14 protein-coding genes are annotated in these 22,479 nt (G+C 45.8%); 8 read left to right on the forward strand and 6 right to left on the reverse strand.

The window, feature by feature from the left end; all coding sequences use genetic code 11:
- Nucleotides 1–13: 13 nt before the first annotated feature.
- The 6 genes from KN811_RS16515 to KN811_RS16540 form a co-directional block, all read right to left on the reverse strand.
- Nucleotides 14–2,398, reverse strand: coding sequence for an ABC transporter permease (locus tag KN811_RS16515; protein WP_187963920.1), 2,385 nt, complete (start codon nucleotides 2,396–2,398; stop codon nucleotides 14–16).
- Nucleotides 2,399–2,409: 11 nt separating this feature from the next.
- Entirely contained in the window at nucleotides 2,410–4,776 is a 2,367-nt protein-coding gene (locus KN811_RS16520; RefSeq protein WP_187963921.1) for an ABC transporter permease, read from the reverse strand.
- Nucleotides 4,777–4,931: 155 nt separating this feature from the next.
- Nucleotides 4,932–7,376 carry an ABC transporter permease gene (locus KN811_RS16525; RefSeq protein ID WP_187963922.1) on the reverse strand — a complete coding sequence of 815 codons (2,445 nt, stop codon included), beginning with the start codon at nucleotides 7,374–7,376 and terminating at the stop codon, nucleotides 4,932–4,934.
- 11 nt (nucleotides 7,377–7,387) lie between these two features.
- Nucleotides 7,388–9,817, reverse strand: a complete 2,430-nt coding sequence (locus KN811_RS16530) for an ABC transporter permease (RefSeq protein WP_187963923.1) — start codon at nucleotides 9,815–9,817, stop codon at nucleotides 7,388–7,390.
- 30 nt (nucleotides 9,818–9,847) lie between these two features.
- Nucleotides 9,848–10,525: an ABC transporter ATP-binding protein gene (locus KN811_RS16535; protein ID WP_187963924.1), complete on the reverse strand. Its 678-nt coding sequence runs from the start codon at nucleotides 10,523–10,525 to the stop codon at nucleotides 9,848–9,850.
- 136 nt (nucleotides 10,526–10,661) lie between these two features.
- Entirely contained in the window at nucleotides 10,662–11,912 is a 1,251-nt protein-coding gene (locus tag KN811_RS16540) for an efflux RND transporter periplasmic adaptor subunit (RefSeq protein WP_187963925.1), read from the reverse strand.
- A 326-nt stretch (nucleotides 11,913–12,238) separates the two neighbouring features.
- Here KN811_RS16540 and KN811_RS16545 point away from each other — a divergent pair, with 326 nt between their 5' ends.
- From KN811_RS16545 to KN811_RS16580, 8 genes are all read left to right on the forward strand, one after another.
- Nucleotides 12,239–12,610: a GxxExxY protein gene (locus KN811_RS16545; RefSeq protein ID WP_187963926.1), complete on the forward strand. Its 372-nt coding sequence runs from the start codon at nucleotides 12,239–12,241 to the stop codon at nucleotides 12,608–12,610.
- A gap of 101 nt (nucleotides 12,611–12,711) precedes the next feature.
- Nucleotides 12,712–14,058, forward strand: a complete 1,347-nt coding sequence (locus KN811_RS16550; protein ID WP_187963927.1) for a sigma-54-dependent transcriptional regulator — start codon at nucleotides 12,712–12,714, stop codon at nucleotides 14,056–14,058.
- The gene (locus tag KN811_RS16555) at nucleotides 14,048–15,391 is read left to right on the forward strand and encodes a sensor histidine kinase (RefSeq protein ID WP_187963928.1); all 1,344 of its coding nucleotides are present in this window, start codon (nucleotides 14,048–14,050) and stop codon (nucleotides 15,389–15,391) included. Before KN811_RS16550 ends, KN811_RS16555 begins: the two co-directional genes overlap by 11 nt.
- 278 nt (nucleotides 15,392–15,669) lie before the next feature.
- Entirely contained in the window at nucleotides 15,670–17,064 is a 1,395-nt protein-coding gene (locus KN811_RS16560) for an MFS transporter (protein WP_187963929.1), read from the forward strand.
- Nucleotides 17,065–17,208: 144 nt separating this feature from the next.
- Nucleotides 17,209–17,853, forward strand: coding sequence for a TetR family transcriptional regulator (locus tag KN811_RS16565; RefSeq protein ID WP_187963930.1), 645 nt, complete (start codon nucleotides 17,209–17,211; stop codon nucleotides 17,851–17,853).
- Between the two features lie 536 nt (nucleotides 17,854–18,389).
- On the forward strand, nucleotides 18,390–19,712 hold the full coding sequence (locus tag KN811_RS16570) for a TolC family protein (RefSeq protein WP_187963931.1): 1,323 nt from the start codon (nucleotides 18,390–18,392) through the stop codon (nucleotides 19,710–19,712).
- Between the two features lie 19 nt (nucleotides 19,713–19,731).
- Nucleotides 19,732–20,814, forward strand: a complete 1,083-nt coding sequence (locus KN811_RS16575) for an HlyD family secretion protein (protein WP_187963932.1) — start codon at nucleotides 19,732–19,734, stop codon at nucleotides 20,812–20,814.
- A gap of 3 nt (nucleotides 20,815–20,817) precedes the next feature.
- Entirely contained in the window at nucleotides 20,818–22,407 is a 1,590-nt protein-coding gene (locus KN811_RS16580; RefSeq protein WP_187963933.1) for an MDR family MFS transporter, read from the forward strand.
- Nucleotides 22,408–22,479 lie beyond the last annotated feature (72 nt).

The following is a 22,479-nucleotide window of genomic DNA, read 5'->3' on the forward strand; positions in this document are numbered from 1 at the left end:
GGCTTTTAAAATTTTATTCGCTCCGCAAACTTTTTACGGGGTTCGCAGTGGCTGCCTTATATCCTTTGTAACTCACAATGAGCAGCGTTAAGATCAGGACGCAGCCTATGGGCAGGGCAAAGACCCACCAGTTTATTTGTGTCCTGTAGGTATAATTCTGTAACCAGTCGTTCATAAAATACCAGGCAATAGGGGAGGCGATAAGGCCTGCGATGCCTATTAGCTTAAAGAAATCCCTGGAAAACAGTCCGAGGATATGAATGACATCGCCACCCAATATCTTCCGGATACCGACCTCCTTGGTTTTTTGTGCGACAAAGAAGGAAACCAGACCATAAATCCCCAGGCCACCGATAAAAATGGCCAGGAGAGAGAACAGTTTGGTCAGCGCCAGGAACTGTTGTTCTGATTTGTACATTTCGGCTACGCGGTCGTCCAGGAAGTCGTATTCGAAAATAAAATCAGAGAAATAGGACGCCCATTGTTGTTCGATATGTTGGAGGGCTTCCCTGATATTTTCAGAGTTGATCTTGACTCCTACCTCGTTGTACCATTGATCGGGGTCCTGTGCAATAAATACAGGCCTTATTTTCCCCTGGAAATCCTGGTCGTGAAAATCTTTTACAACTCCTACAATGTGCCCCTGAATATAGTTGTCACTAATCTTCACAGGTTTACCCAGTAACTCTTTGGGAGAGCTTATTCCCATTTTTCTGCCGAAGGCTTCGTTGACCAGTATTTCATCTATTGAATCTTTTTCAAAGAAATTTCTACCGGCAACAAGCTGAATCCCGAAAGTATTCAGATAATCCTTATCTCCCATTTTTCCTCGGATCAGGAAATCCTCTTTTTCCGGATTATTATTAAAATATACAGATGTTCCCCAACTGTTAACCGGTGCTCCGGGACTTGTAAAACAAACGGAAACCCGACTGACATTGGAGGATTGGGCAATTTTGTTTTTTAAAATATTTAACTGTATCCTGTCTAATGTTTTCGGAAGTTTTACCATGACTATGGCAGAACTATTGTATCCCAGATCCGTACTTGTAGCATATTTGATCTGTTTTCCGATGACCAGCATGGCGACGATCAAAACCATGGAAATAACAAACTGGCTGGTGACCAGTACTTTTCGGGCCATCGCTCCCCCGGTATCTTTTTGGGTCAGTTTTCTTTTCAGGGCGAGGACGGGGGCAATCCTGGCCAGGATGATTCCGGGGTAGCTTCCGGCCAGAAAAGCGACACCCGTCAGGAGCATAATAGCAAAAACGGCAAACCGGAGATTTAACAGCCCGGCTGCAGAAAGGGAAAGGTTGAAGATGTTGTTAAAGAACGGCAGAAAGAGCAGACTTAACCCGAACCCGATGACCAGGGCAATAAAAGTAACGAGAAATGTTTCGGCCAGGAATTGCCGGAAGAGTTGATCTTTAAAACTCCCCAGGACCTTTCTTATGCCGACTTCCTTCGAGCGATAAACGGACTGGGCCGCAGAAATGTTGATAAAATTGATACAGGCGATAAGGATCAGAAAAAAGCCGATAGCACCTAAAATCCAGAGTAGTTTTACATTAATGCTTCCGCTGTAACGGGAATCCAGATGAATGTCCCGGAAAGGTTGCAGCTTATAATAATCCGTGCCTAAAGGCTCGGCATGGTATTTATCGGGCCACACCTTCATGTCCTGTTCTATTTTCAGGGGATTCCGGTTGGGGTTTAATAATGTAAAGCATTGTAATGAAGTACCCAGGCTTGTCCATTCCTCACGGGCGATCCAGGAGGTGGTAAGTGTGTTAAAGGAAATAAAGACCTGGGAAGTGAACAGCGTGTTTTCGGGCAGATCTTTCAGAACGCCTGTCACCCGGATTGTTTCCTTGTTTTTCCACACAAAAGTCTGATTGACCGGATTGGTATCGCCAAATAGTTTTTTAGCCATTTTTTGAGTGATAATGGCCGTATTGGGAGCATCCAGTTCATCTGAAAACTTCTTGTGAAGCAGGGGAAAGTTGAATATCCGGAAGAAGTCCGGTTCTACGAAAGCCGTCCTTGGTTTATAACGGATGGGAGATGTTCCTGAATTTACGGCAATTAATTCTTCTCCCCAGTCCACTATTTTGGCTACCTTTTCTGCATAATTGTAGTCATTTTTAAAAACATTCGGTAATGCGCGGGGAACAGTGGCTTCATATTCTATATTTTTGTTGTGCCGTTCTGTGACCAGCCTGTATATTCTGTCCGGGTCCTTGTGAAAATTGTCAAAAGTCAGATGAAATTGTATGAACAGGAAAATAAGAATGGCACAGCCAAAACCCAGGGCTAAACCTAAAATGTTAATCAAGGCTACACTTTTCCGTTTCCGGATACTTCTCCACGCTATTTTAAAATAGTTTTTGATCATGGTCTTTTAGCTTATTCTGTTTTTAACGATTTCGCGGGGTTGGCTACTGCTGCTTTAATAGCTTGGGAACTCACTGTAAGCAGAGCCAGTATCAGGGCTCCTGCCCCGGCCACTATAAAAATGCCCCATCCCAGGGAAATACGATAATTAAAGTTTTGAAGGAACCGGTCCATCAACCAGTAAGCAATAGGGAAGGCGATAATGCAAGAGGCCAGGACCAACATTACGAATTCCCGGGACAGTAATTTGGTGATGGAAAATACCGAAGCTCCCAATACCTTGCGTACCCCGATCTCCTTGGTGCGGTTTTCGGCCATGTAGGCAGCCAATCCGAATAATCCCAGGCAGGAAATGAAAATGGTAAGGAAAGCAAATAGCGCAGCTAAAGTACCTGTTCGCTGAGATTCCCGAAACTTTTGTGCGTATGCCTCATCTACAAAATGATATACAAAAGGATAGGCCGGGTTGTATTTTTTAAATATCTCTTCTGTTTTGGCCAGGGCTTCTGCAGTACTCAATGAGGGATTAAACTTAATATGTATGGTGTTAAATCCAAAGACTGCAAATCCTTCTATAAGCATAGGAGGGATGGGTTCGTAGGGGGATCGCATGATAAAATCCTTTACCACACCTACTACGTGCATATCTGTGTCGTTATCCCTGATGATCTCGCCGATAGGATTGTCAAATCCCATCGCTTTTACAGCCGATTCGCTGAGTAATACGGCCGTAGAGTCTGTAGGGTATTTTGCAAGGTCAAAGTCCCTCCCGGTTACCAGGGTCAGGCCTGCTGTTTGCACAAGGTGTTCATCGGCCGAAAAGCGGTCAAAAGTGGTTTTGTCTCCTTCCTGTTTTCCCCTCCATTCAATGCCCCAGGTATTGCTCCAACCCTCAGTGAGGGGAGAAAAGGTCCGTGTTACAGATGCTGCGATGTTATTGTGAAGCAATTCACTTTTTATAAGTTCTGTATTTTTGGGTATATCACCTTGTTCCATAATATACACGAGGTTGTTTTTATCGTACCCGTCCTCCCGGTCCTTGCCGAATTGTATCTGCCTGTGAATAACAAGAGTACTTACAATTAAAATGATGGCAATGGTAAATTGAACCACTACAAGAGCTTTACGCGGATTAAAACCTGAATGAGTCTGGCGGAAAGTCCCTTTTAAGGTCTTGACAGGTTTGAAAGATGAGAGGAAGAATGCCGGGTAACTACCGGCTAACAGCCCAGTAATTAAAATGACGCCGATGGTCAACAGCCAAAATTGAGAATTGCCAAGATCAATGGACAGCGGATGATTTACAAGCGAATTAAAATAAGGAATAGCCAACAATACGATTCCCAACGAAACGATTCCCGCAACAGAGGCGATAAGGATGGATTCACCGAGGAATTGCCCTATAAGAGAATAGCGTCCTGCCCCGGCTACCTTGCGCACACCGACCTCTCGAGCGCGTTTTTCGCTTCTTGCCGTGCTGAGGTTCATAAAATTGATACAGGCAATAAGCAGGATAAAACAAGCTATAAAGGTAAACATACGGACCATCTCGATACGGCCGCCGGCTATTTTTCCGTTTTCGAACTTAGAACGGAGCCACCAATCGGGTATGGAGTGAAGAATAATGCTATTATCTTCCTGACCATTACTGCGACGTTTTGTAATGTCCCGGATTTTGTCTTCCACCAAAGCGCGATCGGCATTGGGCCTTAGCTCTACAAAGGTGGATACCGAGTTATTTCCCCAAGATTCATCAGCCCACCCCAGTTTTTTCATGTAGGACCACGGTAGCAAATATTCAAACTCGAACTGCGTATTTCCGGGCAGGTCATCTAAAACACCCGTTACAGTAGCGTAATCCGTACTGTCTATTTTTATTGTCTTACCGACAACCTGCCGCTCTTTCCCAAATATTTTTTTTGCGGTTGCCGCGGTGATAACCATATTTGAGGGATTGTCAAACAAGTGTTTTTTATCGCCCTCCAGCAAGGGAAAATCGAACATATTGAGAAAATCGGGATCTATAAATGCCCCTGAGGTATTTATTTTACGGTCTCCGTTACTAAACAGGAAACGCCCGCCAGATGCATAACGGGCCGTATGGCCAACTTCGGGATATTCTTCGCTAAGTGCAGGGCCTAAAGGTTTTGGTGTCCAGAACCAGGTGTCGATTTTACCATCAAATACAGACTGATTACCAGCAATATACAACCGGTCCTTTTTATGGTGAAACATATCCATGCTCCTTTCGTTCTGCACCATGAGCAGAATGAGCATGGCTGCCGCCATACCGACGGCAAGTCCGCCGATATTGAGCAGGGAATACCCTTTGTTTTTCCAAAGGTTTCTCCACGCTATTTTAAAATAGTTCCGGATCATGTTTAGCTCTCGGTTTTTTAGTTTGGCCAGTTTCTTTTTTAATTTTTAACCCTATTGCACTGAATTTTTATCTATTTTTCTCCACAACTCCACAACTCCACAACTCCACAACTCCACAACTCCACAACTCCACAACTCCACAACTCCACAACTCTTTATTCCGTTCGCAAACTTTTTACAGGGTTGGCAGTTGCAGCTTTTATGGACTGTCCGCTTACCGTGATCAGGGCAATAGCCACGGCTACCAGGCCTGCGAGGGCAAACACCCACCATTGTATGTTTATTCTATAGGCAAAACCTTCGAGCCATGAATTCATGCCCCACCAGGCGATGGGTGAAGCAATGAGAATGGCTATCAGCACGGGTTTTATAAAATCTTTGGATAAAAGGCTTACAATACCCCCGGTAGAAGCGCCCAATACTTTACGGATGCCAATCTCCTTGATCCGTTGTTCTGCAGCATAGGTAGAAAGGCCGAGCAGGCCAAGACAGGCAATAAGTATGGCTAACAGGGTCATTATTATAAAAATGGTTTCCCTTATTCTGTCATTGCGATAAAACAACTCCCATTGTTCATCGAGAAAATGATACTCGAGTTGATGGCCCTGGTCGATCTCATAGAATATCTCCTGCATTTTTTTCAGCGTAGGAAGGACATCAGTATCCCCCCGGGAAAGCCTCACCGTAAAATAATCTATGCTGTGAACCGGGTTATTCCGGGCCCCGAGCACCATTGGGGCCAGCGGTTCGCGAAGCGATTGAAAATTAAAATCCCGGACAATACCTACCACCCTGGCCAGGAACGGCTTATCGAGCGGAGAAAAATCACCGCCAAAATTCACGGATGGGATTTCGATAAGTTGTCCGGAGGGTTCGACAATACCCAAGGCCCTGGCGGCACTTTCATTGATCAGTACCGAGGTGGAATCTGCCGAATGGTCGGGCAGGAAATTTCTTCCCTGCAGAAGTTTTATATCATAGGTTTGTAAAAACTGATCGTCCACCCCCAGGAAAAACATATCTTTTCCCCGCGAGTCACCGGCATTGTTGTGTACAGATACGCTCGGCAGATTTTTCCACTCACCCGGAACCCTGGAGCTTACCGAAACACGGGTGACCTGTGCCAGTTTTGAAAATTCGTTCCTAATGGTTTTCCAGCTGTCCCGGACCTCCCCGCTGTTGATATCAACCACAACCAACTGATCTTTCCGGAAACCCATGTCTTTGTTGTTGATATATTTCATTTGCAGGTAGATCACCATAGTAGCTACGATCATAACGATAGATACCACAAACTGCAGCACAACCAAACTTCGGCGCAGGGAAACCTTCCCTTTGCTCATCTGGTCTTTGTGTTTAATCAACGACAGTGGTTTCAGGGCGGCCTGGACCAATGCCGGGTATAATCCGGATAACAATCCTACGGCGATAGTAATTAAACCGATACCCATCAGGATACGATAATCGGTAGCTGTTCCGAGTGTCAATTGTTTTTCTGTGAAAGTATTGAACCAGGGCAATACGATTTTGGTGATGATCAGAGCGAAAACAATGGCGATCACCGTTGTCAAAAATGCTTCGGTGAGGAATTGCCCGGTCAGGTTTTGTCTGGATGCGCCCGCTACCTTGCGAACAGCGATCTCTTTGGCCCGGTTGGTATACCGGGCAGTGGTCAGGTTTATATAGTTGATACAGGCGATAAAGAGCACAAAAAACGCAACAATGGAAAAGACATAGATGGTGGTCAGGGAACCTTTTTTCCCCGAATCACCTTCAATGTTTTCCGAATGGAAATGAATATCGGCCAGGGGTTGCAGCGCAAGTTCGATTTTACCGGGAACACTGGTATCCCGATTTTCTGCAATAAGCCTGGTGATGTCAGCTTCAACTTTTTTAGGGTCGCTTTGGTCTTTCAATAAGAAGTAGGTAGCAAAAGCATCCGAATCCCAGTCCGTATTGATGAAATTCTTAAATCCGTCACCGGTCATGCTCGATTCGGAAAAAAGCATGTTAAATGTGATACTTGAATTACCGGGAAAGTCCTTCAGTACTCCGGTGATCTCAACAGGAATGTCATCCATGTCGGTCCTTATGGTTTTTCCCAATACATCGGTAGTGCCAAAGAGCCTGTGTGCCATTTCTTCCGTCATAACAACGGTATGGGGCCCGGTTAATGCATTGGCCGGGGTTCCCTGCAGGAATTCGAAATCGAAAATATCGAAAAAATCCGGATTGCCCAGGGTAATGTACTCATGAAAGACCTGTGTATGATCTGATGCGGAAACATTGGTCCGTCCTAAGGTGATCATCCGGGCTATGCCTTGTATTTCCGGAAGGTCGGTTCTTGCATTTTCCGAAACCTGGTAGCCCGTTCCGGCGATCTTTGTCAACTTGCCATCCGAATTCGTTTTGTGATTTACCGCCCTGTAAATATTGGATGTGTGCTGGTGAAAGCGGTCAAAGGTCAGTTCGTCAAAAATATAAAGGGCGATGAGCAAAAAGCACGATGTACCGATGGTAAGCCCGAAAATATTGATAAAAGAAAAGAATTTGTTCTTTTTAAGGGTTTTCCACGCTGTTTTAAAGTAATTCCTGATCATAACAGTTTGGTTTATTCGGTTCGCAGGCTTTTTACGGGGTTGGCAGTCGCAGCTTTTATAGTATGCATACTCACCGTAAGCAGAGTGATCACTAAGGAAACCCCTCCGGCAAGGAGAAATATCCACCAGCTTATGGATATCCGGTAAGTAAAGTCCTGAAGCCAGTTTTGCATAGAATAATATGCTAAAGGAACTGCAACGAGCAGGGCAATAATGACCAGTATCACAAAGTCCCTGACCAATAGTTTCACCAGGCTGCCGATTTTGGCCCCCAGTACTTTCCGTATTCCAATTTCTTTTTTCTTGTTTTCCGCTATAAAAGAGACAAGCCCGAATAACCCCAGACAACTGATAAGTATAGCCAGAAAGCTAAGTGTAATTGAAATATTAGCGAGGCGTTTTTCTTCTGTATACAATTTTTCAACTTCCTTATCCACAAACGTATATTCAAAAGGGGTATTGGTAATGATTGATTCCCAGCTTTGTTTCAACCCTTTAAGTAAACTCTGATAATCTGTGGTCTTTGCCCGGATAATAAGCCAGGATGGAGTAGTGTCATTATAAAGTAAAATGGGTTTTATAGCCTCCTTTAGAGAAGCGAAATGATAATCCTGGGAGACGCCCACAATCTCCAATTCGGTAGATTCACCTTCGTATGTATTCATGAGTTTTGACCCTACAGCATTATCCAGAGGGATGGAAAAGATATCAAGGGTCGCTTTATTAACTACCACCTGTGAGCTGTCATTGGGACGCAGCTCTCGCCCGGCAAGTAAGGAAGTGCCTACAGTCTTAAAATAATTATTGCTGATACCGTTGTATATCACTGAAATAAGATTGGTAGGATCTTCTCCGGGGAGGTGCATGCTTAAGTCCGATGTATTAAACTCAGAAGGATAACGATTACACCCGGCCACCTGTGAAACACCGGAAACTGCCGCCATTTCTCTTTTTAAAGCGTCAAATTTTTTGCTGGCATCTTCGGTCCCCAGGCGAACGGCAATAAGGTTCTCTTTATCAAACCCCATATCTTTATCCTGGGTATATTTAAGTTGTTGGGTAATGACGATAACCGAAATGATCAGAACAATAGAAACCACAAACTGAAACACAACGAGCCCCTTGCGAAAGTTTCCGCTGCCTGCCTGTCGATGGACCGGACCTTTTAGTACCCTGGCCGGTTTAACAGAAGATAATACCCATGCCGGATAGATACCGGCAATTAAACCGGTAAAAAGCCCCAGACTCAATAGAAGAAGTAAAACCTTCCAATCCAGTAGCACCAGAAAACTCACATTTCCCTGCGTAAGTGTATTTATAAAAGGCAGTATCAATGCCGTTAACGGAAGGCTGATTAATGAGGCAAACAGGGAAAGGATAACAGATTCTCCAATAAACTGACGGATTAAGATGCTTTTATCAGCTCCTATTGCTTTGCGGACTCCAATTTCCGTGGCTCGTTTGCTTGCCCGTGCTGTACTTAAGTTAATAAAATTGATACATGCTACCAATTGAATAAACAATGCCAAAACAATCAGGATATAGAGTTGCTTTATACTGGATACCTTATCAATTTGCATAGTGATGCCATCGGAATAAAGATGGATGTCAGTAATTTTTTGAAGAAAAAGTTTTTTGTCAAAACCGGCCAGGGCAAGGTCCTTGGCCCCGTGTTTTTTTATAAAGGCAGGTAATTTTTTCTGTAAGCGACCGGCATCTGATCCGGGAGCGAGCTTTATATAGGTATGTGTAAAATTCTGGGTAGCAAAATTCTGAATGCTTCTTACAAATTCTCCTTGCCCGGGAGTATTCATGGTCAGAAAATAATTGGGATTTAAATGTGATTTCCCGAAGGTGTCATCAAAAACACCCGTAATGGTCAGAGTAAGCTCGTCTTCGCCGCTTCCGCGTATCAGTGTTTTATGCAGTGCTGTCTGGTTGCCGAACAATTTTTTTGACAATGTTGAAGAAAGCACTATGGTATTAGGAACATTTAAGGCGTTTTTGGGGGTTCCTTCAATAAAACGATAGGTGAAGACATTAAACACAGTAGAATCGGCGAGATAACCACGTGGTTCGTAATAGCTCTGATCGCTATTTGGTTTGCGTATCACTTCTCCTGTATCCGAACCGTAGTAAACAATACGACAGGCCTCGATGACCTCGGGGAAATCTTCTTTGAGCGCAAAGGCAATAGGTGGCCCGGCAGTGGCAAAATTAGAGTTTATACTATTGTTCCCGATACTTTTATTTTCTGTTCTGACCCGATAAAGCGATTCCGCATCCTTATGATGAGTGTCATAATCAAATTGTGCTATGGTATAGACCAGGATACTGAGACAGCAAACGGTGCCCACAGTTAGCCCCAGCAGGTTGATAAGCGTTTGTAACTTATTTTTTCGGAGGCTTCTCCACGCTGTTTTAAAGTAATTCCTGATCATAACCGCTTTGATTGATGGTTGTTTTTTACATTACACCAGCACATTCTCCGTCACTTTCTGCCCGTCCAGCATCCGTATGATACGGTGGCTGAACTTGGCATCGTGTTCGCTGTGTGTTACCATAATAATGGTAGTGCCCTGCTGGTTGAGTTCCGTAAGGAGGTCCATGACTTCATTACCGTTACTGCTGTCCAGGTTTCCGGTAGGTTCATCGGCGAGGATGAGCTTGGGGTTGTTGACTACGGCCCGGGCTACGGCCACCCTTTGTTGTTGCCCTCCCGAAAGTTGCTGCGGAAAGTGCTTGCGGCGGTGCATGATCTGCATTTTTTCCAGCACTTCGTGTACGCGTTCTTTTCTGTCTGCTGCTTTTACGCCGGTATAGATAAGGGGCAGTTCCACGTTTTCAAAGACCGTAAGTTCGTCGATGAGGTTAAAGCTCTGGAAGACGAAGCCGATGTTGTGCTTGCGAAGGTTGGCCCTTTTTCGCTCATTGAAGCCCGATACTTCAATACCATTGAAGACAAAGCTGCCCCCGTCGGGGTCGTCCAGCAGCCCCAGGATATTGAGCAAGGTAGACTTTCCACAGCCCGAAGGCCCCATAACCGCTACAAATTCGCCTTCTTTTACATCAAAAGAAAGTTTGTTCAGTGCAATGGTCTGTACTTCCTCCGTGCGGTAAAACTTTTCTAAGTCGGTGATCTTTATCATTGATGTTGTATTTATTTTCTTGTTTTTCTGCTTTTTTGTGGATGTATCTATCTGGGTTTACACCCCCCCTTGAGGGGGCAGGGGGGTGTCCTCCCGCAAAACCTAAATTAAAATATATCTTATTAACAATAACAGCCTAATTCAAAATAAGTTCCTGTATATCCCCAAAGTTATCATAACCGGAGGTAATAACCTTATCTCCCGGTTCCAAACCTTCCAGTACTTCGTAATATTCCGTGTTCTGGCTCCCCAGCCGGATGTCTTGTCTGTAAGCACTTTCACCGTTTTCATCCAGTTTAAATACCCAGTTTCCGCCGGTTTTCTGGAAAAATCCGCCCTTGGGAATCAGCAGGGCTTCCTTTTCCTGGCTCAGGGCCAGCCGTATCTGCAGCGTTTGTCCGCGACGTATGCCTTCGGGGACATCCTCCTCAAAGACCATATCTACCTGGAACCTGCCATTGGTGACCTGGGTATATACCTTTTTGATGACCAGGGTATAGGATTTATTGTTAAATGTAAAAGAACCGGACTGCCCGCTATATATCCTGGAAATATAGTGTTCGTCGACGTCTACCCTTACCTTGTATCCGCTGAGCACATCGATCTGTCCCAGTCGTTCCCCTTTGGTCTTGGATTGTCCTATTTCTGCATCGAGAGAGGTCAGCTGCCCGTCTACCGGGGCCCGGACCACCAGGTCGCCGACTTTTTTCCGCATGAGTTTCAGGGCGTTCCTGGTCCTGTTATAGGAGCTTTCAGCCTGACTTAATTCCTGATCGGAGGCAATAGAGTCTTGTTTCACCACCTCTTTGGCGAGTTTCATCCGTTCTTGCTGGTAATTGTAATTATTTTTCGATTCCAGCAGGTCCTGCCGGCCTATCGCATCTTTTTCATGCAGTCTTTTATTCAACTCAAAGACCCGTTTGGCTTCCACAAGGCTGTTCTCCACATCGGTCAACTGATTGAGCCTGTTAATGGTGTTCTGCCTGGCTGCATTTTGCTGTATCTGCATCTGTGTAAGCAGGTTGTACACGGCGGTTTCCTGGTTTACGAGGCTCAGTTCCAGGTCGGTGTTGGAAAGCCGGAGAATAGGCTCTCCCTTTTTCATCATGGTACCGTCTTCCACAAACTTTTCCTCCACCCGGCCACCTTCCACGGCATCGAGATAAATAGTGGTAATGGGTAATACAACACCGTTTACCGGGATATTTTCCTGAAAAACCCCTTGTGTAACTTCGCTTACGGTAATACGTTCCTTTTTGACATTGAGCTTGGAACCGCCCGCCGAGGAGACAATGGTGAAGATAATAAGTATTAAAAGCAAAAGACCACCTGCAAACATGGCAATACGCGCAGGGGTAAATCTTTTCTTTTCTATTGGAATGTCCATAAAAGATCCGTTTGGCTTGTAAATGAGTCATAATCGTGCCAAAATGTTAATAGGTTGTTAACCAAATATTTGTACTTTAAGTGACTGAAGAAGGTGTTCGGTTTCGATACACTTTATGTCCGCTGGCAATACACTTTTGCCGTTTTGGAAATTAGAGAGGGCTGTTTTTTTCTTAAAAGGGATAAAGTTGTAATATTGTAAAGGTTTGATGTTTACGGACTTCGAATACAAGGTGTTTCAAGTGAAATTTTGGGGCAAAATAGGTTGTTACACAGAGTTTCACAGAGAACACACAAAGTAACACAAAGTTTTATTGATGGTAAAATATGGAGATAAATGATCTTTCTTATAAGGTGATAGGCCTTGCTATGGAGGTACACCGGCAATTGGGGCCGGGGCTTTTGGAATCGGCTTATCAGGAATGTTTGTATTATGAAATAAGAAAGGCAGGAATCTATGTAGAGAAGGAAAAGGCCTTGCCCATAGTATATAAAGACATCAAATTGGATCACGGATACAGGATAGATTTGTTGATAGAGAACCAATTGGTTATAGAATTAAAAACTGTGGAATGTTTTACAGATGTTCACTTTGCACAGATCCTGACTTATTTGAAATTGGGAAATTATCCAGTGGGACTATTAATGAATTTTGATAGTAAAGTTTTGAAAAATAACATAAAACGCTTTATAAATTGATTTCATTTAAAACAGCAGAAAGACTCTGTGAATCTCTGAGCCTTCTCTGTGAAACTCTGTGTAATAACCCATTAGCCATATTTTAATTCTTAACTTCGATTATGCTCTTAAAAGACGCCCGCATATTAGTTATAGACGATGACGCCGATGTACTCACCGCCATGCGGCTTTTGCTGAAATCCAGGGTGAGGGAAGTGGTGGTGGAAAAAAAACCGGATCATCTCCCGTCCCTGTTGAAAACGAATAAGTTCGATGTCATTATCCTCGACATGAACTTCAACGGATTGGTCAATACGGGAAATGAAGGGCTTTACTGGCTCCGTAAGATCCGGGAAGCCGATGAGAAGGTCGATGTGATCCTCATCACGGCATATGGAGATATCGACCTGGCCATCCGCTCCCTGAAGGAAGGCGCTTCCGATTTCCTGGTAAAACCATGGAAGAACGAAAAGATATTACAGTCCCTGCAAGGCCTGCTGGAAAAGAGAAAGTCCCGGAAGGCCCCTGCCCGGTCCCTGAAAATTGAAGGGGAGAGGATCGTCGGGGAAAGCGATATTATCAAAGATGTCTTTCTCAAACTGCAAAAAGTAGCTCCCACAGATGCCAATATCCTGATCCTGGGCGAGAACGGTACCGGGAAAGACCTTATTGCAAGAGCGCTGCACGAAAACTCCCTCCGAAAAGACAAACCCTTTGTAAAGGTAGATCTCGGGGCGCTGACACCATCCCTGTTTGAGAGTGAGCTGTTCGGCTATAAAAAAGGGGCCTTTACCGATGCCCGGGAAGACCGGAAAGGCCGGTTCGAAACCGCTTCGGGGGGGACGCTTTTTCTCGATGAAATAGGAAATATAAGCCTCCAGCAACAGGCCAGGCTGCTTACCGTGTTACAAAACAGGTATATCACCCCGCTGGGTTCCAACGAAATGGTCCCGGTCGATATCCGGCTTATTTGTGCCACCAATCTCGAACTCCCAGCACTGGCAGACGAGAACAGGTTTCGCAAAGACCTGGTCTACCGGATCAACACCGTAGAGATCACCGTACCGCCACTACGTGACCGGGGAAAAGACATAAAACTGCTGGCCGGGCATTTTGTACAGCTTTATGCCGAAAAATATATGAAAGAACCGTTTACCCTGGATAAAAGCTTTATGCAGAAACTAAAGGATTACAGTTTTCCGGGGAATGTCAGGGAACTTCAGTATGCACTCGAACGCGCGGTGATCATGGCCGAAGGCGATACCCTTCGCGCCGAAGACCTGGTGTTCTCGCCCATTGAAAAATATCAGGAACCGGCAGAACCCCGAAACCTGAACCTGGAGACTATTGAAAAGAACACCATCCTCAAAGTGGTGGAGAAGAATAATGGCAATATCTCCAAATCAGCCAGGGAACTGGGTATAACCAGGGCAGCTCTGTACCGAAGACTACACAAATATGACCTCTGATTCCTATAAAAAGATCCTTTTACTGAGAGTCGGTATCCTTTTGATTTCCCTGACCGCGCTGGCTTTTGCCGTGAGTGCGGGCAATATATATGCTATTGTTCCCACACTGTTGCTCAGCGCCTGGGCCTGCTATTATCTCCATGCGTTCTGTATAAAGCGTTTCAGGGAGATCGATGATTTTTTCGAAGCCGTAAAATACCGCGATTTTTCCAGGTGGTATACAGAAAACAGGGGCCCTGAAGATATGCGCCAACTGCACCGCGGATTCAATGAAGTGAACCGTACGGTAAGGGAAATGAACAGCGAAAAGGAAACGCAATACCTCTACCTGCAAAAAATACTGGAAATGGTAGATGTGGGTATCATGGCCTATAACCTCAATACCGGCGATGTCCTTTGGGCCAACGAGTCCCTGCGGAAAAACCTCGATATCCCTTCGGTAAAGAATATCCGGTTTATTGCCAACAGGAAACCCAAACTGTTCCGTGAACTGTTGCAGGCCGATCACTCCCGGGAAACATCGGTCACCGTTGACGTTGATAACCAAAAGAATAAAATGCTCGTGTCCAATGCGGTTTTTCATGTGGGCAAAGAAGCCTTTAAGCTCCTGGTCCTTCAGAATATCGAAGACACCCTGAACCAGAACGAATCGGAAGCGTGGAAAAAACTGCTCAGCGTTATGACCCATGAGATCATGAATTCCATTGCCCCGATATCTTCCCTGGCCGATACCTTGAAGTCCAACGTGCAAATGGCCATGGAAGAACCGGATCAATATCCCCTGGAGATCGAAGACCTGCACACCGGGATCGAAAGCATAAAAAAACGAAGCGAAGGCCTGATGAAATTCGCCAAGACCTATCGCAGCCTCAATAAAGTGACCAGCCTTAACCTGAGCCGGATTGCCGTGGGCGAACTTTTCAGGAATATAAACCAGCTGATGAATCCTTCCCTGCAAACCAAGAACATCGAAGTAGAATACAAGGTCGAACCCCAGGACCTCGAAGTACATATCGACACTTACCTTATAGAGCAGGTACTCATCAACCTTATACTCAATGCCGTGGATGCCTGCGAAGGAAAAAAATCCCCCGGGATCGTGATCTCCGCAGACCGGCACCTGGATGGTAACACCGTGATCAAAGTATCCGACAACGGAAAAGGGATACCTGAAGAGGTGATCGACAATGTCTTTGTCCCCTTTTTCAGCACCAAGAAAAAAGGCAGTGGAATAGGGCTGAGCCTGTGTAAACAGATTATGCTACTACACAAAGGAAGGATACAGATACGCAGTGTGGAAGGAGAGGGCACGGTGACCAGTCTTATTTTTTAAGGTAATTTCTACAATTTACCAGTTGATCTCCGGGTGAGGACTGCTATGGTCCCTGTTTAAGATAAGTATACCGGAATGGAAAACCCCTTTTCCGCCCGGGTTGATGCTGATCCCATTCAAAATTATTCTGAAAAAATACCTGTTTAATTTTCGGTTGCCGGCCATAGGTCACGGGTATAATTTTGCTGCTATCCGGGACCCGAACGGAATACGGTCCCGGTAAACATGTAAAATTTTTAACCGATGATCTTATGCAAATAAAAAACAGATACAGGATAATGGCATTAGCCGTTGTCTTGACAGCACCTTTGTTATACGTTATAGATATTTTTATCATTAATATGTCCATCCCGGCAATACAAAAGAGTTTGAGTGCTTCGGACGGGGAAACACAGCTGGTCATAGCCGGTTATCTTTTGGGAAGTGCCGCTTTTCTCATTACCGGCGGGAGGGCAGGGGATTACCTCGGGAAAAAAAAGGTGTTTTTCTGGGGAATGTTCTGGTTTACGCTGACCTCGTGTATTTGTGGTATGGCACAGACGGTTTTGCAATTGAATACAGCCCGGTTCTTTCAGGGGGTGAGCTCTGCATTTATGGTGCCTCAATCCATAGCCTTTATACAGGTTTTGTTTCCCGAACCGGATGAAAGGGCAAAAGCTATCGGATGGTATGGGATAACCCTGAGTATTGCTGCGATCATAGGGCAGATATTAGGCGGGTACCTGGTGGAAACCCACATCATAACAGAAGGCTGGCGCCTGATTTTTTTCATAAACCTCCCCGTTGGCCTGGCAGCCTTGTGGGCCATAAACCGGTATTTGGACGAAACGGAAAAAGAGACGGGTACAGGTTTTGACTATTCGGGTTCCGTAATATTGACTTCAGGACTGGGAGCCCTCATATATGCAATTACAGAAGGACGGGAACAGCACTGGCCTTCCTGGAGTATTGGCCTGATCGTTTCAGGGATGCTGATCCTGATCTTTTTCGTCAGGGACCAGAAAAAGAAGCAGTGGAAGAAAGGATACCCGCTTATGGATATGGGCCTGTTTCGCAACAGGGAATTTAATATCGGCCTCGGCGTGGTATTGTTTCATTTTATGCTTCATACGGCCTATCTGCTGATGAGCGCGGTATACCTGCAAAGCGGATTGGGAATTTCTGCCCTGGAATGTGGAATGTATTTTCTGCTTCACGCCCTGTTATTCATGATATCTTCATTAGTAGCGTCGAAACAATTGGTGAAATATGGGAAGAAGGTCTTGCTCACAGGCCTCCTTATTATATTCCTTTCCTTTGTTTTGCAATTGCTTTTTTTTACAACAGAAACGTCCCCGTTTGTTTCCATATCATTGATCGGGCTGTACGGACTGGGCAATGGTATGGTACTGCCTTTTCTCCTGAACATTGTTCTGAACAATGTCCCGCAAAAACACGCGGGGGTGGCCTCCGGGATATTTTCCACTTTTCAGCAAACCGCATCGGCATTGGGAATTAGTATCATAGGAGGTGTTTTTTATTCGGTAATACAAAGCAAAAGTGCGCAGGAGTATACTTTAGGGATTACGTACGGGCTGATAACCAATATAATTTGCCTGGGAATAGTGTCGGTAATGCTTTACTGGCTACCGAACAGGCTTGAGAAACCTACCGGAAATGTAAAGGTAGATTGAGAAGATCTGCACCCTGTCCGGGATATCCCTGCTGGCCCGGCATCCGTTCCTGAATGTTAAAAAAACGCAAAAATGAAAGTTAAACAATCGTTTAATTTAAACGATTGTTTAACTTTGTCCCTTCAAATTTAAAAGGGAAGAAGGATGGAATTGAACGAAAAACAGGCGGCTATTCTCGAAGTCGCCGAAAAACTGTTCGCGGAGAATGGTTTTGACGGCACATCGGTACGCCAGATTGCCCGGGAAGCCAATATCAACATCGCCATGATCTCCTATTATTTCGGCTCCAAGGAAAAGCTGCTCGATGCCTTGTTATATCACCGTCTTGCCGGTTTTCGGCACGAAATGGAGAAGGTAATGCTGGACAAAGGCGATCATATGCACAAGGTAGATCGGATGGTAGCCCTGATCGTGACGAGGATACACCGTAACAGGCGGGCGTATAAAGTGGTCAGTTTTGAGTATTCCAACCCCTCCCGGCAGGTGAGTTTTGAAAATTATATCCGCCGGAAAAAGGATAATTACAGCATGATCGAGAAACTTATAAAGAGTGGCCAGAAAGCAGGGGTGTTCTCCAAAAAAGTTAATATTCCCCTCCTCATTCCCACCATACTGGGCACTTATTTCCATTTCTATAACCACAGGAAATTTTTTGAGGCTTTGCATGGTTTGGACGGAAAACAGACTGTTGAGGACTATGTGAATACCACCTTGATCAGGCATATACAACAAACTGTAAAAGCACTGCTTACCTATGAAATGCCCCGGGGCAAATCACAAATCAATTGATAATGCCCCCGGGAATATTCCTTCCCGATTTTTTCGGTCACCTGCTATCCGTCACCCGTCCCAAAAACAAGCATATATGAAACCAATATGATTAAAGGCGCCTTCAGGCCCATCAGACAATGACTGTTTTATAACTGGATCATTTAAAAAGGGATAGAAGACCGGAGACGGATGTCGGATATGTGCATCGGTCACCTGCCATTCGTCACCCGCCCAAAAAACAAACATATATGAAACCAATATGATTAAAGGCGCCTTCAGGCCTACCAGACAATGACTGTTTTATAGCTGGATCATTTAAAAGGGGATAGAAGACCGGAGACGGATGTCGGATGTGTGCATCGGTCACCTGCCATTCGTCACCCGCCCAAAAAACAAACATATATGAAACCAATATGATTAAAGGCGCCTTCAGGCCTACCAGACAATGACTGTTTTATAACCGGATTATACAAAAGGGGAATGGAAGACCGGAGACGGATGACGAATGTGTGCATCGGTCACCGGTCACCGGTCACCCGTCTAAAAATAAATAAATGAAAATTAGAGTTTTATGGATTTTCTTCCTGTGTTTTACCGTTGTGGAAAGTATTACGGCACAGCAAGACAAACCCCTGACCCTGAAAGAGGCCATCCGGCTTGCACTGGAAAACAGTGATGAAGCCAAGATTGCAGAAGAAAAAGTACATACGGCCAAAAGCGAACTGAATGTCACCAAAAATACGCAGTATCCCGACCTGAAGGTGTCCGGGCAATATCAGTACCTCACCAGCCCCAATATACAGAGTAGTTTGTTGGGTGGTACCGGCACAGACAAAGAAGGTGGTGCCGGGGACCCTCCCGATATCAACCAGCTTCTTCTGGGGCAGGTCAATGCCTCAATACCCGTTTTTTCCGGTTTTAAGCTCAAAAATCTGGTGAATGCCGGAGAAAACCGGCTGGAAGCAGCCAGGCTTACTGCTGTAAGTGACAAAGAACAGTTGACACTGCATACGGTTAAGGATTACATCGATCTGTATAAAGCCAGGCAGACCGTTAAACTGGTTCGCGAAAACCTCAAAAGCGCCCGGCAGAGGGTAAAGGATTTTTCTGCCATGGAAGAGAACGGGTTGCTGGCCCGCAACGACCTTTTAAAGGCAAAACTGCAGGAGTCTAACGTACGCGTTACGCTGGAAGAAGCCATGAAGAACGAACGTATCCTGAACTACAGGCTGGCTACCCTGCTTAAACTGCCTTCCGGAACAGAGATCGGAACGGTCGAAGAGGGGATGGATATGATCCCTGTACCCGAAAGCGATACGGTAGCCGTATCGAGGAGCGATCTCGAAGCATTGCGCTACCGGGAAAAGGCCGCGGAAAACCAGGTCAAAGTGGCTCAGAGCAAATTTTTCCCGGCTATAAGCCTGCTCGGAGGCTATGTTGCGCTGGATGCTCACAATGTACTTACGGTAACCAATGCCATGAATTTCGGTGTAGGGCTTTCCTATAACCTGGCCGATATTTTCAAATCCAAAAGCGATATAAAACTGGCCAGGAGCAGGGCTACCGAACTTCAATACACACTGAACCAGTATTCCGATCAGGTGGATATCCAGGTAAAAAACGCACTTGAAGACTATCGCCTGGCCCTGAAAAAGTTCGAAGTATATACCGAATCCCGGGAACAGGCCATTGAAAACTACCGTATCGTTAAAGATAAGTACGACAACGGCCTGGTGGATACGAACGACCTGCTCGAAGCTGATGTAGATCAGTTACAGGCCCGGATCAACCTCGCCTATTCCAGGGCGGACATTACCCGGAAATATTATGAATTCCTCACAGCACAAGGAACGCTGACAAATTACATAAATAAGTAACCCAATCATTTTTTGTAAAATGGAACAAAAGAAAAAGACCAACAAAAAATTTGTGATCATTATTTCGGTTTTGGTCGGTATAGGTATTCTGTATGGCGGATACAAGATCATCCGTTCGTTCTCTCACGAAACCACGGACGATGCCCAGGTAGAGGCCAATATGAGCCCTGTAATACCGCATGTGGAGGGCTATGTGGAAAAGGTATTTGTCACCGATAACCAGGTGGTCAAAAAAGGGGATACCCTGTTTATCATAGACGATAGGGACTACAAGGTAAAACTAGAGGAGGCCAGGGCGGGACTGGCAGCAGCCGGGAGCCAGCTTGTGGTGGCAAAGGCCGGTATCGGTTCGTCCCGGGCCAACGCTGCGGCTTCCGGTTCCCAGGCCAGGTCGGCCCTGGAAAATATCGAAACGGCCAAAACCAGGCTGTGGAGGGCCACCAGCGATTTTGAACGTTACGAGAACCTGTATGAAAATCATTCCATAACAGCCCAGCAATACGAAGAAGCACTGGCAGCCAAACAGGAAGCCGAACAGCAGCTCAAGATCCTGCAAAGCCAGCAAAAAGCCAGTAACAGTCAGCACCATGCCGCAGTTTCCCAGACCGAAATATCCGAAAAAAAGGTGGCCGTAGCCGAAGCTGATGTCAAAAGCGCACAGGCCCGGATCGATGCGGCCCTGCTCAATCTCAGCTATACCATCGTTACCGCGCCTATCGATGGGCAGCTCTCTGAAGTCAATGTGCAGGAAGGACAGTTTATACGGCCCGGACAATCCCTGTTTTACCTGGTGAACACCAAAGAAAAATGGGTGGTGGCCAATTTCAAGGAAACCCAGCTCAACAAAATGCGCAGCGGGCAGAAAGTAGTCATAGAAGTAGATGCCTATCCCGGCCAGGATTTCGAAGGAGAGATCTCTGCCTTTTCCCCGGCAACCGGGGCAAAATTCTCCCTGCTGCCTCCGGACAATGCCACGGGCAACTTCGTAAAGACCGTACAACGGCTCCCGGTAAAAATAGATTTTACAGCAAATAACGATACGGAAAAACTAAAACGATTGCGTTCCGGAATGAACGTCATTGTAGATGTACATTTAAATTAAGTCATGGCTGAAACACAGGTTCAAGACGAAAACAGCCTGGTCGAATATGGTTTCCGGAGGGTGATTATCACCATTACTGCCATCTTGTGCGCCCTCCTGGAAATCATAGATACGACCATTGTCAACGTAGCCCTGAACGATATGCGCGGAAGCCTCGGGGCTTCGCTCAACGATATTGCATGGGTCATTACGGCCTATGCCATTGCCAACGTGATCATCATACCGATGACCAGCTGGCTGTCCAAACAGTTCGGCAGGCGGAATTATTTTGCGGCTTCCATTGTCATTTTTACGGTAGCCTCCTTTTTGTGCGGTAATGCTTCCAACATCTGGGAACTGGTGATCTTCCGGTTTATCCAGGGAATGGGAGGTGGTGCCCTGCTGGTTACGGCACAGACCATCATCACCGAAAGCTATCCCTCGGAAAAACGCGGTATGGCCCAGGCCATTTACGGTATGGGAGTGATCGTAGGCCCTACATTAGGCCCTCCGCTTGGCGGATACCTGGTCGATAATTTCTCCTGGCCGTATATCTTTTACATCAATGTTCCTATCGGTATCATAGCTACATTCCTGACCCTCTTATATGTGAAGAGCCCGAAATACGGAGAAAAACTGAAAGCCAGCCAGGTAGACTGGTGGGGGATCGTGTTCCTCGCTTCCTTTATCGGGTCGTTGCAGTTTGTACTGGAACACGGCCAGCAGGACGACTGGTTTGAGAACTCCACCATTTTAATCCTCAGTGTAGTGTCTGTCTTTGGCCTGCTCCTGTTTATCTGGCGCGAACTGGTCTACGAACATCCCATAGTAAACCTCAGGGTGTTGCGGAATTACAACCTCCGGATAGGCACGATACTGACCTTTATTCTCGGTTTCGGCTTATACGGTTCTACCTTTGTGATCCCGATTTACACACAATCCATTCTGGGATGGACCGCCACCGATGCCGGATTGTTACTGATCCCCAGTTCCATTACTACCGGGCTGATGATGCCTGTTATAGGAAAACTGCTGGAACGGGGTGTTTCCCAGAAATACCTTGCTGCGGGAGGCTTTGCCATATTTTTCATATACAGCTACTGGATGTATGTGGTCATGACCCCCGATACGGGCTCCGAACACTTTTTCTGGCCGCTGGTGACCAGGGGTATTGGTCTAGGGCTGCTGTTTGTACCTATTACTACCCTGTCACTGTCTACCCTCCGGGGAAAGGATATAGGAGAGGGTGCGGCCTTTACCGGGATGATGCGGCAGCTGGGCGGATCGTTCGGTATTGCCATTATCACCACCTTTGTGGCCCGGTTGGGACAGCAACACAGGGTAAACCTTGTCCCCAACCTGAATATCACCGACCCTGCTGTCCGGGAACGGGTGAATGCCTATCAGCAAATGTTCATAAACAAAGGGTTCAGCATCAATGAATCACTGAACAAGGCCTACCAGGTACTGGAAGGGGCAATCACCAAACAGAGCACCGTGCTCTCGTATATGGACATATTTATTTACCTGGGTACCCTCTTCCTGATCTGTGTACCATTTGTACTGTTTATCAGGAAGGGTTCGGGCAAAGTGGATACTTCTTCTGTGCACTGATCTCCGGCCGTTCCGGATGGGGAAGTGCCGGACCAGACAAAACACCCCGGGGTAGGGAAGGCCCCGGGGATT

Origin of the sequence: Sinomicrobium weinanense (assembly GCF_018863395.1) — a bacterium.
GTDB lineage: Bacteria > Bacteroidota > Bacteroidia > Flavobacteriales > Flavobacteriaceae > Sinomicrobium > Sinomicrobium weinanense.

Excerpts from the sequence above, each read along its gene's own strand:
- KN811_RS16535 (WP_187963924.1), bottom strand. The coding sequence starts at position 10,525 with ATGATAAAGATCACCGACTTAGAAAAGTTTTACCGCACGGAGGAAGTA.
- KN811_RS16525 (WP_187963922.1), bottom strand. The coding sequence starts at position 7,376 with ATGATCAGGAATTACTTTAAAACAGCGTGGAAAACCCTTAAAAAGAAC.
- KN811_RS16570 (WP_187963931.1), top strand. The coding sequence starts at position 18,390 with ATGAAAATTAGAGTTTTATGGATTTTCTTCCTGTGTTTTACCGTTGTG.
- KN811_RS16565 (WP_187963930.1), top strand. The coding sequence starts at position 17,209 with ATGGAATTGAACGAAAAACAGGCGGCTATTCTCGAAGTCGCCGAAAAA.
- KN811_RS16580 (WP_187963933.1), top strand. The coding sequence starts at position 20,818 with ATGGCTGAAACACAGGTTCAAGACGAAAACAGCCTGGTCGAATATGGT.
- KN811_RS16555 (WP_187963928.1), top strand. The coding sequence starts at position 14,048 with ATGACCTCTGATTCCTATAAAAAGATCCTTTTACTGAGAGTCGGTATC.
- KN811_RS16560 (WP_187963929.1), top strand. The coding sequence starts at position 15,670 with ATGGCATTAGCCGTTGTCTTGACAGCACCTTTGTTATACGTTATAGAT.
- KN811_RS16515 (WP_187963920.1), bottom strand. The coding sequence starts at position 2,398 with ATGATCAAAAACTATTTTAAAATAGCGTGGAGAAGTATCCGGAAACGG.
- KN811_RS16530 (WP_187963923.1), bottom strand. The coding sequence starts at position 9,817 with ATGATCAGGAATTACTTTAAAACAGCGTGGAGAAGCCTCCGAAAAAAT.
- KN811_RS16575 (WP_187963932.1), top strand. The coding sequence starts at position 19,732 with ATGGAACAAAAGAAAAAGACCAACAAAAAATTTGTGATCATTATTTCG.
- KN811_RS16520 (WP_187963921.1), bottom strand. The coding sequence starts at position 4,776 with ATGATCCGGAACTATTTTAAAATAGCGTGGAGAAACCTTTGGAAAAAC.
- KN811_RS16550 (WP_187963927.1), top strand. The coding sequence starts at position 12,712 with ATGCTCTTAAAAGACGCCCGCATATTAGTTATAGACGATGACGCCGAT.
- KN811_RS16545 (WP_187963926.1), top strand. The coding sequence starts at position 12,239 with ATGGAGATAAATGATCTTTCTTATAAGGTGATAGGCCTTGCTATGGAG.
- KN811_RS16540 (WP_187963925.1), bottom strand. The coding sequence starts at position 11,912 with ATGGACATTCCAATAGAAAAGAAAAGATTTACCCCTGCGCGTATTGCC.